Raw genomic sequence first — 14,995 nt, forward strand, 5'->3', positions numbered from 1 at the left:
GCACAGCGAAGCTTCTGTGCTTTTCCTTTTTTAAAAAATAGAATTTTAATGCTTAACATATGAATCGACCGATTTTCCAACCTGCGTTTTTGATCTGTAAAAAACCGTGATTGAGAATGATAATAATTATTAATATTAATTATTAATTTAAAATTAATATAATTATTACTTGAAAAAAATAATTGTTGATATATAATATACATATAGATGTTGATATTTTAATAGTTTTTTACTAGTCGCCAAGAATAGCATATGGAATTCAATAGAAGTGAAGCTGAATTTTATTCTCAGTTAGGAGGTTGTAAGTGAGAATGGAAGCAAAGATGTTTCATAATACGGAATTATTTCAAGGGTTGAAACAGCATGTTGAAATGATTGCGGCCATTGTGTCAGGTGTTCTCATTTTTTTCGCTTGGCTGCTTAGCATAGATGATTTCAACATCATATCAACGATTTTATTTATTTTCGCATTCGTTATAGGGGGATTTGCCAAAGCTAAAGAGGGAATTGAAGAAACGATCCGCGAAGGCAAGTTGAATGTAGAGCTGCTGATGGTTTTTGCTGCTATCGGTTCGGCAATCATCGGCCATTGGCTTGAAGGAGCGATTTTAATTTTTATTTTTGCCCTAAGCGGCGCATTAGAAACGTATACAATGAACAAAACAAACAAGGAGATCTCTTCATTGATGGAATTGCAGCCTGAAGAAGCGCTGCTTTTAGTAGATGGACGGGAAGAAAAAGTGCATGTTTCCACTTTATCGATTGGAGATTTGATCATTGTGAAGCCCGGGGACCGCATTCCGGTGGATGGCCAGCTCATAAATGGTCATACGACAGTGGATGAATCAGCTATAACGGGCGAATCCATCCCGGTTGAGAAAGAGCCTGGAAGTGAAGTGTATGCAGGGACTGTAAACGTAAATGGATCGATCACCGTTCGCGTAACGAAAAAAGCATCGGAAACGCTTTTTCAAAAAATTATTGAACTGGTGCAAAACGCCCAATCTGAAAAATCTCCGTCCCAGCAATTTATTGAAAAATTTGAAGGAACGTATGTAAAAGGTGTGCTTATTGCAGTGGCTGTTTTGATGTTTGCTCCTCCATTTTTATTAGGCTGGAGCTTTCAGGAAGCTTTTTACAGATCGATGGTGTTTATGGTAGTGGCTTCCCCGTGCGCGCTCGTCGCCTCGATCATGCCGGCGACGTTATCCGCTATTTCTAACGGGGCAAGAAACGGCATTTTGTTTAAAGGGGGCGTACATTTAGAGCGTCTTAATAAAATTCGGGCGGTCGCGTTTGATAAAACGGGAACTTTGACAAAAGGCGAGCCGATCGTCACGGACGTAATCGTACGCCCAGACATCGAAAAAACAGAGCTGCTACAAGCAGTTTATAATATTGAGCGGCAATCCTCCCATCCTCTTGCCAAAGCTATTACAGCTTATATTCAGGAAAATGTAAAAGGACTGAAAGATGAATGGGTATCAGTGGATGAACATTCAGGGTTTGGAGTTTCTGCTTCTTGGAACGGGCAGAAAATATTCGTTGGGAAAGCTGCGTTTGTCGGAAAAGAAGAGGCTGAACAATTTCAAAACTCTGTTTCCAAGAAATTATACAAACAAGGAAAAACGGTTGTTTATGTTAAAGACGAAAAAGGAATTGCCGCAAGCATCGCTTTAAAAGATGTACTTAGACCTGATATGAAAAATTTGATGGATGAATTGAAAAGCAAAGGCATCTATACGGTGATGCTGACGGGCGATACGAAAGCGTCAGCTGAAGCCATTGCTAAAGAGGCATCCGTTGATGAATTTCACGGTGAATGTCTGCCTGAAAGCAAAGTTGACCGAATAAAGCAGTTGAATAAACAATTCGGCGTAACGGCGATGATCGGCGACGGTATCAATGACGCACCAGCTTTAAAAACAGCATCTGTCGGTATAGCAATGGGGGAGGGAACGGATGTTGCTTTGGAAACAGCAGATGTTGTATTAATGAAAAACGATTTAACGAAATTGATCAAAGCGATCGAATTGTCGCAAAAAATGAACAAAATTGTGAAACAAAATATTGCCTTTTCTCTATCGGTCATCGCCCTTCTCATATGTGCTAATTTCCTTCAAGTCATTGACTTGCCGTTCGGAGTCATTGGCCACGAAGGAAGCACCATACTTGTCATTTTAAATGGATTGCGGCTATTAAGATCATAAATAAGAAGAATAACAAGGCGGATTAAGCTATATGATCCGCCTTTTATTTTCTTTTAAAAAGTCATTTGGTTCAGAGTCATCGGGTCGTTTCGTTACAATTATGTATGCAGCTACAATAAAAATGAATCCAACCACCCACCCGATTACCGAACTGTAATAATACACATCAATTAACATCATGCCGATTATGGGTGACGAAAATGCCGCCAAGCAGAGGATCGGGACGATATTTCTTTTGATAAATGTCACAAAAAATACACTCCTTAACTCCCCCGATTGCTTTACCATTATTATTATACTAGAATGGTTTTATTTATAAAATATTCCGAGAAAAATGTAAACAACATTTAAAATAACTTTGAAGGTGAAAAATCCTCCACATTTCTTATTGATATGAATGTTCTTTTCGCTTAAAATGATATTTCATTGAATGGACACAATAGAGAGGAAGAACATCATGTGGAGAAAATGGATTGTTTTATTTTTTGGTTTGCTTGCATTATTTTTCGGATGGGAGCTTTGGCAAAAAGATGATTCAGCCGTAAACAATCGGTTGGAAGCCAAAGTAATTGATGTCGTCGATGGTGATACGATGAAAGTCATCGTCAACAATAAAAAAGAAACAATCCGACTTCTTCTTGTCGATACTCCTGAATCTGTACACCCAACGAAGCCTGTGCAGCCATTTGCAATCGAAGCAAGCAATTTTGCAAAAGAAATGCTGTCAGACAAAAAAGTTGAATTAGAGCTTGGCGTTAGAGAACGTGACAAGTATGGAAGATTGCTTGTTTATTTATATATAAACGGACAAATGTTTAATGAAATGCTGCTTGAAAACGGGCTAGCCCGCGTCGCATACGTTCATCAGCCAAATACAAAATATGTAGACCGTTTTTTGGATGTTCAAAAAAAAGCCCAGCAAAAAGAAATCGGAATCTGGAGTATAGAAAACTATGTTACAAACGATGGATTTAATGATAAGATTGGACAAGACGACAAAAAAGAGGGCTGCGACATAAAAGGAAACATTAATTCAAAAGGTGAAAAAATATACCATATGCCTGGCAGCAGGCACTATTATATAACAAAACCAGAAATGATGTTTTGTACAGAGGAGGAAGCAAAAGAAGCCGGATTTCGAAAAGCTGAATAACGAGAAAATCATTTAAGCGGGAAAATTTTTTGATATAATACATTTTATTAAAACATGAGATGGCAGCAATTATTGAACTGCATAATGAGGTGATGGAATGAAACGAATAGCTGTATTAACGTCTGGCGGAGATTCTCCGGGGATGAATGCTGCAATACGTGCAGTTGTAAGAAAAGGGATATTTCATGGGTTGGAAGTTTATGGAGTATACCATGGATATCAAGGATTAATTAACGGTGACATAAAAAAATTAGAGCTTGGCTCTGTAGGGGACATTATTCACCGCGGCGGCACGATTCTCCAATCGTCGCGCTCTGAACAATTTAAAACAGAAGAAGGACAGCTTCTTGCGATTCAACAATTAAAATCATTTGAAATTGAAGGTCTTGTTGTAATTGGCGGAGACGGATCATACCGAGGGGCTTTGAAGCTGACGGAAAAAGGCTTCCCTTGCATTGGATTGCCTGGAACGATCGATAACGATATTCCAGGAACAGATTTCACGATCGGATTTGATACAGCTCTAAATACGGTTGTAAGGGCAATGGACCAAATTAGGGACACAGCGCAATCCCATGAGCGGATTTTTATAATCGAAGTGATGGGGCGGCATGCTGGTGATATAGCGCTTTGGGCAGGAGTAGCTGGAGGCGCTGAAACGATCTTAATCCCTGAAAGATCGTTTGACTTAGATGATATTGTCAAGCGGTTGGAGCATGGTGTTGAACGCGGGAAAAAACATTCCATTATTGCGTTAGCTGAAGGAGTTATGAGCGCATCAAAACTTGCCGATATTTTAAAGGAAAAACACGGCATTGAGACGCGAGTATCGGTATTAGGACATATTCAGCGCGGCGGCTCTCCAACTGGATTTGATAGAGTTCTTGCTTCCAGAATGGGAGCGAGAGCAGTTGAGCTTCTGTTAGAAGGAAAAGGCGGAAGAGCAGTCGGAATACAGAAAAACCAAATCGTTGATCATGATATTGAAGAGATATTGAAAGAAAAGAGCGAACCAATCGGAGAATTATATACGTTGTCAAAACAGCTTTCTATTTAAAAAGAGCGGACACCGCTCTTTTATTTTTTCATCCGTTCCGTTTTGTGATACACAATAGTTTTGCATTTACGAAGTCTCCTTTTTTAATGGGGTTTGACCACTTTCATAATAAAAGAGAGCACTTCGTAAATGCTTTTTTAATTTTGATGAAATTCATTACTCTAACATTTAGTTTTATCCAAATAAAATATTGACGAAACCAAAGAGATTCCGTTTATTGGAAATGGTCAAAACGGCATCAACAGCCGTTGTCTGCAGCGACAGGGCTCCGTTTTCATTTCTTTTTTCACCTTTTTACATATTTGCTGCCCCTTTTTTTTCATTTCTTTATATAAAGAAGGTGAAAGGAGGTGCGAGCAAATGGCTGAGGTTCAACCGGTCAAATCACAATTGCGTCTTGTTTTTGAAGAAGGTTTTGATCATTCCGGCAAGCCGCTGTATCGCTATAAAAATTACAGCAATATTAAAACGTCAGCTAGTGCAGATGATTTGCTTAGAGCAGCCCAAGCAATTGCCAGTCTTCAAAAAATGCCGCTTGCCAAAGTGGAACGAAACGATACGCATCAAATTAATGCATAAGTAATCTGGGGGTGAAAAAATGTCTAAATCGCTCGATCTTCTTTTTGCCAATATGGAAGGAAAGACAGTCAGAATTAATGTTGATGAACCTAAGGATTCATTAACAGCAGAGCAAATTGGTCAAGCTATGGAAACAATCATTCAATCAAATGTTTTTACTTCTTCTGGGGGTTCGCTCGTTTCAAAAAAAGGAGCCAGAATTATTGAGCAAACGGTGACAGAATATACGATGAGCTGACGGAAGCGGCCTGTTTCCGGTTCGGGAACAGGCCGGATTTCAGATGCCATAAAGGGAGGGATTGGTTTGCACGATTGGCTGTCGTTTATCAGCGATGTCGGTTTTCCTATTGTTGTGACACTCTATTTGCTTCACCGGATTGAAGGCAAGCTTGATGACCTAAACCATTCGATTCAAATGATCCCGGTTTATTTGACACAAAAAGAAAATTAATCTCTCTCGATTGATAGCAATCAAACTGTAAAAAGTTTGGTTGCTATATTTTTTTAATGTAATGTAAAAAAAATGAAATAATTTATATTTTTCCTTGTTTTACTAATCTCCATATTGGAATGATCGCTTTGATTTCAGAAAAACCTTTTGATATTAAACCTTTTGTAACAAGGAAATAATCTGTATGTATAGACCTTTACATGTTTTTTTGATAGTATAAATGGCAGACTAAACGAATGGAGTTAGTGGAAGGTGGAAGTTTATCAAAATTTAAAAAAGGGTGAACGGGGAGCATGGATTAGCATTGCAGCCTATATTTTGTTGACCGTTGTAAAGATAGCGGTCGGATATTTTTTTCATTCGGAAGCTTTAATGGCTGACGGACTGAACAACGGGACTGATGTAATTGCTTCGATCGCGGTTTTAGTCGGATTAAAAATATCGCAGCGTCCTCCTGACCAAGATCATCACTATGGACATTTTCGGGCAGAAACCATTGCGTCTTTAATTGCATCATTGATTATGGTCATGGTTGGTTTTGAAGTTCTTACTGAAGGAGCAAAATCAATCATAAACCCGAAAACAGAATCACCTGATTTGATCGCGGCATGGACGGCTATTGGCTCAGCAATCGTCATGTTTTCCGTTTATTTATTTAATGTAAGACTTGCGAAAAAAATAAAAAGTCAAGCGCTCACGGCAGCAGCTATGGACAATCGATCCGATGCATATGTCAGTGTCGGAACATTCCTAGGGATTTTGGCGGCGCAATTTCATATCGCATGGATGGACACAGTTGTTGCGATGATCATCGGAGTGCTTATTTGCAAAACTGCTTGGGATATCTTCAAAGAAGCGGTTCATTCCTTAACGGACGGATTTTCCGAGAAGGAGTTAGACAAATATAAAGAAACGATTAACAATATACCCGGAGTTCAATCGCTTGAAGATATTAAAGCCAGATATGTCGGAAGCACCGTATATGTTGATGTTGTCATTAAAGTTCATTCTAATTTAAATGTCGTTGAAAGCCATGCGATTTGTGATGAAGTGGAAAGAAGGCTGACGGAAGAATTTAATATTACGAACGTACATGTGCATATAGAACCTTTAAAAGGCGACAGTTGAAAAAACGGACTCTTCATTTTTGGAAAGGAAAGTATGAACTGCCGAGAAAGATGAAAAAACTAAATTTTCTATTTCCATTTTAGATGCCTCACCCCCAGTCTTAGGTGTTCGATTGTAAATTTTTTCTTGCTTTTGCTGAGTGCAAAATGCATTGACCTCCCCGTTCTTTTTTTGTACGATTATATAGATTTCTGGTAAAGGAGCGTCTTTTTAAACATGGGGTCCTTTAAAGTAAAAAAGGTGTTGAATAATAATGTATTAATAGCTGGCCACGACACCTTTCAGGAAGTCGTCTTGATTGGAAAAGGAATCGGTTTCGGAAAAAAAAGGGGGGAGCTGATTTCCAACGAAACAGTTGAAAAGATATTTGTGCTGAAAAACGAACAAGAACAGGAACAATATAAAAAACTTCTTCCTTATACAAACGAGAAGATGATAGAAGTTGTTTCAGACTGTATTGCCCACATTTCAAAGAAAGTCGGACTTCCTCTGAATGAACATATTCATATAGCTTTAACAGACCATATTACGTTCGCAATTAAGAGGATCGAGCAGGGGATGGACATCAAAAACCCTTTTTTATCAGAGACTGAAGTGCTTTATCCGAAAGAATATAATATTGCTAGTGAAGTGGTGTCCATTATTGAAGATAAGCTGAAAATCAAGCTGCCCAAAGGTGAGATCGGTTTCATCGCTCTCCACATTCACAGCGCCATAACGCATAAATCAATTTCTGAAGTGAACCGCCATTCTCAGCTTATTGCTCAGTTAATCGAAGTTGCAGAAGATTCCTTAAACATCCAGCTTGATAAAGAAAGCTTTAATTATTTGCGGCTTGTAAGGCATCTTCAGGCAACAATTGAAAGGGTTCTCAAAGAGGAAAAAACGGAAGAACCAGAAGAATTAGCTTTATTGTTGAAAAAAAAATATCCTCTATGCTATAATGTTGCATGGAAAATGATTAAAATGATGCAGCAAGTATTGAAAAAACAAATTGATGAAGCAGAAGCTGTTTATTTAACGATGCATTTATATCGAATAGCAAAAAAAGAATAAATTTTGCGCACGTGTTACTGATTCGATCAGGCATGAGTGAGCAAGGTGTACTGTATAGGGATTTGTTTTCGTACAGTTGACGCCTTGTTTCACCATGCCTTTTTTGTTTTTTCTAATACATCGATTATTCTTGCTGCATTTGTCAAATGATAATTATAAGGAGGTCATGTTATGTTTAAATCAATTTTCGGTGTTTTACAAAAAATAGGACGCGCGCTTATGCTGCCGGTAGCGCTTCTTCCTGCAGCAGGTATTTTGCTTGCATTTGGTAATGCTATGCAAAATCCGGATTTAACAGATAGAATTCCTGCTTTAACGAACGACTGGATCGTGCTTATCGCAAGCGTCATGGAGCAAGCTGGGCAAATTGTATTCTCCAACCTGCCGTTGTTATTTGCAGTCGGCGTTGCGATCGGTCTTGCAAACGGCGATGGAGTTGCAGGGATTGCAGCAGTCATCGGCTACTTAATTATGAATGTTACAATGAACGGTATTTTAACAGGTTTGGGTCAAATGCCTAAAGATATTAGTTCTGATCCAGCATTTGCAAACGTTCTCGGAATTGAGACTTTGCAAACAGGTGTGTTTGGCGGGATCATAGTAGGTATCATAGCTGCTTATATGTACAACAAATATTATAAAATTGAGCTTCCGCAATATTTAGGATTTTTTGCCGGAAAGCGGTTTGTTCCAATTGTGACAGCTGCGTCCGCTGTTCTATTAGGGATTGCGATGTACTTTATTTGGCCGCCGATCCAAGGGGCATTAAACCAGTTTTCTCAAGGAATACTTGAGACGAACAAAACGCTCGCCGCTTTTATTTTCGGTGTGATTGAACGTTCATTGATTCCGTTTGGATTACATCATATTTTCTATGCTCCTTTTTGGTATGAATTTGGTTCTTATGTAAACGAAGCAGGGCACGTTGTTCGCGGCGATCAGGCCATTTTCTTTGCCCAAATCAAGGACGGTGTGGAATTGACAGCTGGAACGTTTATGACAGGTAAATTTCCGTTTATGATGTTCGGTCTCCCGGCCGCAGCACTCGCTATTTATCACGAAGCAAAACCCGAGAATAAAAAAGTGGTCGCAGGGATTATGGGTTCTGCCGCGTTGACATCGTTTTTAACAGGAATTACAGAACCGATTGAATTCAGCTTTTTGTTTGTAGCACCGCTTTTATTTGCGATTCATGCGATATTTGCAGGACTATCCTTCATGGTCATGCATATTTTACATGTTAAAATTGGAATGACTTTTTCAGGCGGAGTGATCGACTTTATATTATTTGGCGTCCTTCCGAATCGAACAGCTTGGTGGCTCGTTATCCCAGTTGGGCTTGTATTTGCGGTCATTTACTATTTCGGTTTCCGATTTGCCATCCGAAAATTCAACCTGAAAACTCCTGGACGGGAAGATGCAAGTGTTGAAACGTCTGATGATGAGCAGGAGAGCGAAAAAGCCGGAGATCTTCCATATAACATTTTAGAGGCGCTTGGCGGAAATGAAAATATTCAGCATCTTGATGCATGTATCACAAGGCTGCGCGTATCTGTTCATGATCAAAAGAAAGTTGATAAAGAACGCTTGAAAAAGCTCGGCGCTTCAGGTGTTTTAGAAGTGGGCAACAACATCCAGGCAATTTTTGGCCCTAAATCGGACAATTTAAAAACTCAAATACAAGACATCATGAATGGAAGAACTCCAAGAGCAGAAAAAGTTCATTCTCCAGAGCAGGAAGTTAAAGAACAAGTGGAAAATGTTATGCCGGAAGAATTACAAAGCGAAAGCTTAACATTTTCATCGCCTATGACAGGTACTCTTCATCCGATTACAGAAGTACCGGATCAAGTATTCTCTGGAAAAATGATGGGAGATGGGATTGCTATTGTACCTGAAGAAGGTGTCGTCGTCTCTCCTGTTAACGGTAAAGTGTTAAATGTATTTCCTACGAAACATGCTATTAGCTTGCAGTCTGATTCTGGCCATGAAATATTGATCCATTTTGGTATTGATACAGTGAAATTGAAAGGAAAAGGATTTGACATTTTCGTTTCAGAAGGCGATACTGTAAAATTGGGTGACAAACTTCTTGAAGTGGATCTTGAATATGTTAAAAATCATTCTCCTTCTATTATGACGCCGATTGTCTTCACTAATTTAAAAGAAGGTGAAGCAATTGAATTGAAAAAAGTAGGCAAAGTAAACAAGGGCGAAGAAAACATTATTGCCATTCGGTAGCAGTTAGTAAACCGGCCTTGTTTAAATCGGACAAGGCTGGTTTCACAAATAATTGATTATCAGCTTGCACAACTCGACATGCACTGATAAAATTTTTAAAGAAAATAGCAGAAAGGATTTGATGCAAATGGCTGAAAAAACATTCAACATTACCGCTGACACAGGAATTCACGCAAGACCTGCGACTATATTAGTGCAAACGGCAAGCAAATTTGAAGCCGACATTAATTTGGAATACAATGGAAAAACAGTAAACTTAAAATCTATTATGGGAGTTATGTCATTAGGTATTCCAAAAGGAGCAACCATTAAAGTTACAGCATCAGGTGCTGATGAAAATGATGCACTTCAAGCGATTGAAGAGACAATCAAAAAAGAAGGGTTAGGCGAATAATGATACAGCTATCTGGGATTGCAGCATCAAACGGTATCGCTATTGCGAAGGCATACCGTCTAGAAGAGCCGGATTTAACCGTATCAAAAAAAGAAATACAAAATATTCGAGCAGAAATTGAGCGTTTTGAACAATCTGTCGAAAGCGCCAAAGCAGAGCTCGAGGTAATTAAAAACAGCACAGAAGAAAGGCTTGGTGCGGATAAAGCAGCGATTTTTGAAGCGCATTTGCTCGTTTTGAACGATCCTGAGCTGTTAAATCCAGTCAAAGAGAAAATCGAAAACGAAGCTGTAAACGCTGAATTTGCGATGAGGGAAACAGCTGATCAATTTATTGCGATGTTCGAAGCGATGGAAAATGAGTATATGCGCGAGCGAGCAGCGGATATTCGGGATGTCACGAAAAGGGTTATAGCCCATTTATTAGGCGTTCAAATCCCAAATCCAAGTTTAATTAATGAAGAAGTCATTATTGTTGCAGAAGATTTAACACCCTCTGATACTGCGCAATTAAACAAAAATTTTGTTAAAGCATTTACAACTGATATTGGAGGAAGAACATCCCATTCTGCGATCATGGCTCGTTCTATGGAAATCCCTGCTGTTGTCGGAACAAAGGAAGCTACCGCCAAAATTGAAAGCGGTGCTTTAGTCATTGTTGATGGGATTGAAGGACAAGTAATCATAAATCCAAGTGAAGATTGTATTGCCGAATATGAAAAGAAAAGAGAAAAATATGAAGAGCAAAAAGCGGAATGGGCTAAATTAAAAGACGAGCCGACGTTGTCGAAGGATGGACATCGTGTCGAGCTTGCCGCTAATATTGGCACGCCTAATGACATACAAGGTGTTCTTGACAACGGCGGTGAAGGAATAGGTCTCTACCGTACGGAATTTTTATACATGGGACGAGACCAAATGCCTACAGAAGAAGAACAATTTGAAGCATATAAAACAGTTCTTGAGAGAATGGAAGGAAAACCTGTTGTTGTCCGTACATTGGATATCGGCGGGGACAAAGAGCTTCCTTACTTGAATCTTCCAAAGGAGCTGAATCCTTTTCTTGGATTCCGCGCCATCCGCCTTTGTTTAGAAAAGCAAGATATTTTTCGGACACAGCTTAAAGCGCTGCTTCGCGCAAGCAAATATGGAAACTTAAAAATCATGTTTCCAATGATTGCGACAATCGATGAATTCCATCAAGCGAAAGCTATTCTGCTCGAAGAAAAAGAAAAACTTGTTCAAGCAGGTATTGAAGTAGCTGATGATATCGAAGTTGGAATAATGGTTGAAATTCCATCAACTGCTGTTATGGCGGATCAATTTGCCAAAGTGGTTGATTTCTTCAGCATTGGAACAAATGATTTAATTCAATATACAATGGCAGCAGACCGGATGAATGAACGGGTTTCATATTTGTATCAACCGTATAATCCGGCCATCCTCCGATTAATTTCCATTGTGATCGATGCAGCTCATAAAGAAGGAAAATGGGTTGGAATGTGCGGAGAAATGGCAGGAGACCCGATTGCTATACCGCTTCTGCTTGGACTTGGATTAGATGAATTTTCCATGAGCGCAACATCTATTTTGCCTGCGCGTTCACAAATTAAAAAGCTTTCAAAACAGGAAGCAGAAAGCTTTAAAGAAAAAGTTCTTTCTATGCAAACAACGGAAGAAGTCGTTTCTTTTGTTAAAAAAACGTTCCAAATATAAAAGATAAGGAGCCGATCAGTTTAATCTGAATCGGCTTCTTTTTTTGATGCAAGAGCCGATTTATTTACGGAAGGTGAATATAAAAGAATTTCGGCTCTAAGTAAAATGGAATATGAAAAACGCTGAGATCAGCATTTTTTGATTTTTACATCCGCTTTATTATCCCGATAAAGTCCATCAAAATATAAAAATGATTTGCAGCGAGCGTATAGCTAATTTGATGCAAACGATAGAAAGCAAAACACAGCAGCTGCAGTTCATAAAAAGCTTTTTGTAGTTTGAGCAACTAAAACGACGGGGTATCACGATATAAATTAGGATAAGTTTGCAAATGCAAAAATTTGAAGCCCTCGATATCCGAATCTCTTCTTGTTACTTTCCTCCAATTTGCTAAAACTTTTTTTCTTTTTCACAGCCGGCACCGCTACGGCGGTATCTTTTTTTAAGAAGAAACACATGCAGCCTATGCTTTTTTTATGCAAGATCGCTCCCAAAAACAAAGCCAATTGGAAATATGAAAAAGATAATTAGTTTCATTTTGTAAAAAGATAAATCAGATTGCCGATATATACATTAGAAAACGTATAAGTTTTCTTAATTATTTTTATTAAATAAAGATTTATGTAGGAGATGGAACAAATGTTTAAAAAGCTTCAGTGGAAATTGACAGCGCTCATCACCATATTGTTAATTTTTTCACTTTTGGTTGTTTTTTTCACGTCTGATTATTTTGTTCAAAAGAACATTAAATCAGATGCGTTTCATACGGGGCAATCGATTGTTAAGCAAGCGAAAAAGAACCTGCTTTTACAGATGCAGGAATATGAAAGAATTTTGCTGCTTTTCAGCAATGAACCGGAAATCGCACAGCTGCTTGAAAAAAATGACGATCAATCTTTACAGTCCGTAAAGGAAACGTTTCAATCGTTTTTAAGCGCTAATCAATTGGTCCGGTCTGTCTATGTAGCCAACACTAAGACTCTTGTTGCTGCAGAACCTGAGTTAAACTTAAAGGAAGATTTGATAATCAATTCACGACCTTGGTATAAAAGCGCTGTAACAAGTCCAAACTTTGTTTCGTGGTCAGAGCCTTATCGTGATGGGGAAAAAGGAGAATATGTTGTTACCGCCTCAAAGGCCATTACAAAGGATGGGGTGTTGCTTGGCGTTATTGGAATTGATATTAATTTAACAACGTTTAATGAATTTGTTAAGCAAGTGGAAGCTGGCTTTGGAGGGTATACATTCCTGCTTGATAGAAATGGAGTTGCCATCGCTCATCCGAAAATGACCGGAAAAAATTTATATAAAAACAACGGTCTTATGGCAGCGATTAAAAACCAAAAACGTGGTATAGCTTCTATAAAAGAAAATGGAAAAGATTCAACCATTATTTTTGAAACGATCACGGAACTAAATTGGAAAATCGGTGTAGTCTATTCGGATGCAAATCTGGAGCAAACAGCCCGCACAATCCGGAGCATTAACGTTTCCATTATTATTGCTGCATTGATTGTGGCATTTTTCATCACTAGTTTTGTTTCGAGAAGCATTTCAAAGCCGATTTTGCTTTTGGCTAAAAACGCCGACAAAATGGCTGAAGGGGATTTATCCGGAACATTAACAGTGAAAAATAAAGATGAAATCGGGAAATTGGCTAATAGCTTTACGAAGATGACCGATAACATCCGACAAATTCTCCTCGATCTGGACGGATCCGTGAAGGAGCTGCAGCAATCTGCTCAAACATTAAACGTGGTTTCGGAAGAAGCTACTGCGTCAAGTGAGGAAATTTCCGTTGCAATTGAGGAAATTGCAAAAGGCTCAGGTGAGCAGGCAAACAGTACGGAAATTATAAACGGACAAATCAAACAATTAGAAGATTGTATTCAACAAGTAAACAATGATGTAAAAAATGTCGAAAATTTATCTTACGAATCACAAAATGCCAGCTACAATGGTTTAGAAAAGCTAAATGAGCTTCAAATAAAATCAAATGAGGCTGACAAAGAATCTGAGATGGTCCAATCCGTACTACAAAATCTTGTAGATCGAGTTGAAAAAATTTCTGATATCGTGTCGACCATTTCCAAAATTTCAGATCAGACGAACTTGCTCGCTTTAAATGCAAGTATTGAAGCAGCAAGAGCAGGTGAATCAGGTAAAGGATTTGCAGTTGTCGCTGAGGAAGTAAGAAACCTTGCTGAACAATCGGCAAAAGCGACAGAAAACATTAAAAATATGATTGAAGGAATCCAAATTGAAACGAAAAATGCCTACGATGCAATGAGTCGTTCGAAGAAAATTCATGAAGAACAAAACAAAGCTGTTCAAGTGACAGGCAATGCGTTTCATGAAATTGCAATTAAAATGGAAGATTTGCTTAATGCCATTAAATCAACATTAAATGCGATCGATCGGATGAATGAGCAAAAAGAAACAGTCGTCGAATCGATTGAAAATATTTCTGCAGTAACCCAGCAGCTAGCTGCCTCTGCGGAAGAAGTCAGTGCAACAACGAACGAGCAAGTCAAAGCATTCTCAATGGTTGCGGAAAAAGCGGAATCGTTAAGCGAAGAAAGCAACCGCTTAAAAGGCTTAGTAGAACGCTTTAAGTTATAAAAAATATGCAGGGGGTGTCTAATAAGTCGTTTTTACGGCTTATTGACGCCCCCATTAATGTTTTAGAAACGTTGATATATCGGTGTTTATGATTTTTTGTTTTCAATAGGGATTTGACTTTCTGGACAGCTCCTTCTTCATTTTTGATTTGAATGCAATTCACCTAGATGAGCAGGCAGATAAGAAAATCATAACAGTTGATGTCAAGAAAAAGCATGGGTTTAAAGCTCCCTTTGAAATTTGAATTTTGGACATACTACTGCGTGAAAGAAGACAAGCTTAAACGCACCTTCGCAAGCCGCCTTTGACAGTGTTGAGCAAACAAAAGAAGCTCTATGCCGTTTAAAAATTCAGAATGGGAGTAAAACGAAAGTTCCCACATTTTGATA

The 14,995-nt window shown here is 38.6% G+C and carries 13 protein-coding genes; 12 read left to right on the forward strand and 1 reads right to left on the reverse strand.

Translation table 11 applies throughout. The features are described from left to right. Positions 1-311 precede the first annotated feature (311 nt). On the forward strand, positions 312-2,210 hold the full coding sequence (locus tag RI196_RS07030) for a heavy metal translocating P-type ATPase (protein ID WP_063389348.1): 1,899 nt from the start codon (positions 312-314) through the stop codon (positions 2,208-2,210). 27 nt (positions 2,211-2,237) lie between these two features. On the opposite strand, the gene RI196_RS07035 is transcribed toward RI196_RS07030, so the two are convergent. Further along, a complete protein-coding gene (locus RI196_RS07035; RefSeq protein ID WP_082829436.1) occupies positions 2,238-2,459 on the reverse strand; it encodes a hypothetical protein in 222 nt (73 codons plus the stop codon). Between the two features lie 208 nt (positions 2,460-2,667). On the opposite strand from RI196_RS07035, the gene RI196_RS07040 reads away from it, so the two are divergent. The 11 genes from RI196_RS07040 to RI196_RS07090 all read left to right on the forward strand — a co-directional run bounded on the left by RI196_RS07040 (position 2,668) and on the right by RI196_RS07090 (position 14,606). Then, complete coding sequence (locus tag RI196_RS07040) at positions 2,668-3,363, forward strand: thermonuclease family protein (protein ID WP_311067148.1); 696 nt, start codon at positions 2,668-2,670, stop codon at positions 3,361-3,363. Between the two features lie 97 nt (positions 3,364-3,460). Further along, on the forward strand, positions 3,461-4,420 hold the full coding sequence (gene pfkA / locus RI196_RS07045; RefSeq protein WP_311067149.1) for a 6-phosphofructokinase: 960 nt from the start codon (positions 3,461-3,463) through the stop codon (positions 4,418-4,420). 360 nt (positions 4,421-4,780) lie between these two features. After that, complete coding sequence (locus RI196_RS07050) at positions 4,781-4,999, forward strand: DUF1659 domain-containing protein (RefSeq protein ID WP_063389344.1); 219 nt, start codon at positions 4,781-4,783, stop codon at positions 4,997-4,999. A 19-nt stretch (positions 5,000-5,018) separates the two neighbouring features. Continuing rightward, positions 5,019-5,237 carry a DUF2922 domain-containing protein gene (locus RI196_RS07055; RefSeq protein WP_311067150.1) on the forward strand — a complete coding sequence of 73 codons (219 nt, stop codon included), beginning with the start codon at positions 5,019-5,021 and terminating at the stop codon, positions 5,235-5,237. Between the two features lie 66 nt (positions 5,238-5,303). After that, positions 5,304-5,450, forward strand: a complete 147-nt coding sequence (locus RI196_RS07060) for a YvrJ family protein (RefSeq protein WP_063389342.1) — start codon at positions 5,304-5,306, stop codon at positions 5,448-5,450. A 252-nt stretch (positions 5,451-5,702) separates the two neighbouring features. Continuing rightward, a complete protein-coding gene (locus tag RI196_RS07065; protein ID WP_311067151.1) occupies positions 5,703-6,578 on the forward strand; it encodes a cation diffusion facilitator family transporter in 876 nt (291 codons plus the stop codon). Positions 6,579-6,794: 216 nt separating this feature from the next. Then, entirely contained in the window at positions 6,795-7,634 is an 840-nt protein-coding gene (gene glcT, locus RI196_RS07070) for a glucose PTS transporter transcription antiterminator GlcT (RefSeq protein ID WP_063389340.1), read from the forward strand. A gap of 171 nt (positions 7,635-7,805) precedes the next feature. Next, a complete protein-coding gene (gene ptsG, locus RI196_RS07075; protein ID WP_311067152.1) occupies positions 7,806-9,875 on the forward strand; it encodes a glucose-specific PTS transporter subunit IIBC in 2,070 nt (689 codons plus the stop codon). 127 nt (positions 9,876-10,002) lie between these two features. After that, positions 10,003-10,269, forward strand: coding sequence for a phosphocarrier protein HPr (locus tag RI196_RS07080; protein WP_063389338.1), 267 nt, complete (start codon positions 10,003-10,005; stop codon positions 10,267-10,269). Then, complete coding sequence (ptsP, locus tag RI196_RS07085) at positions 10,269-11,984, forward strand: phosphoenolpyruvate--protein phosphotransferase (protein WP_311067153.1); 1,716 nt, start codon at positions 10,269-10,271, stop codon at positions 11,982-11,984. The genes RI196_RS07080 and ptsP overlap by 1 nt, the downstream gene beginning before the upstream one ends. Before the next feature lie 639 nt (positions 11,985-12,623). Continuing rightward, a complete protein-coding gene (locus tag RI196_RS07090; RefSeq protein WP_066247963.1) occupies positions 12,624-14,606 on the forward strand; it encodes a methyl-accepting chemotaxis protein in 1,983 nt (660 codons plus the stop codon). Positions 14,607-14,995 lie beyond the last annotated feature (389 nt).

It is taken from the genome of Aeribacillus composti (assembly GCF_031760945.1).
Lineage (GTDB): Bacteria > Bacillota > Bacilli > Bacillales > Aeribacillaceae > Aeribacillus > Aeribacillus composti.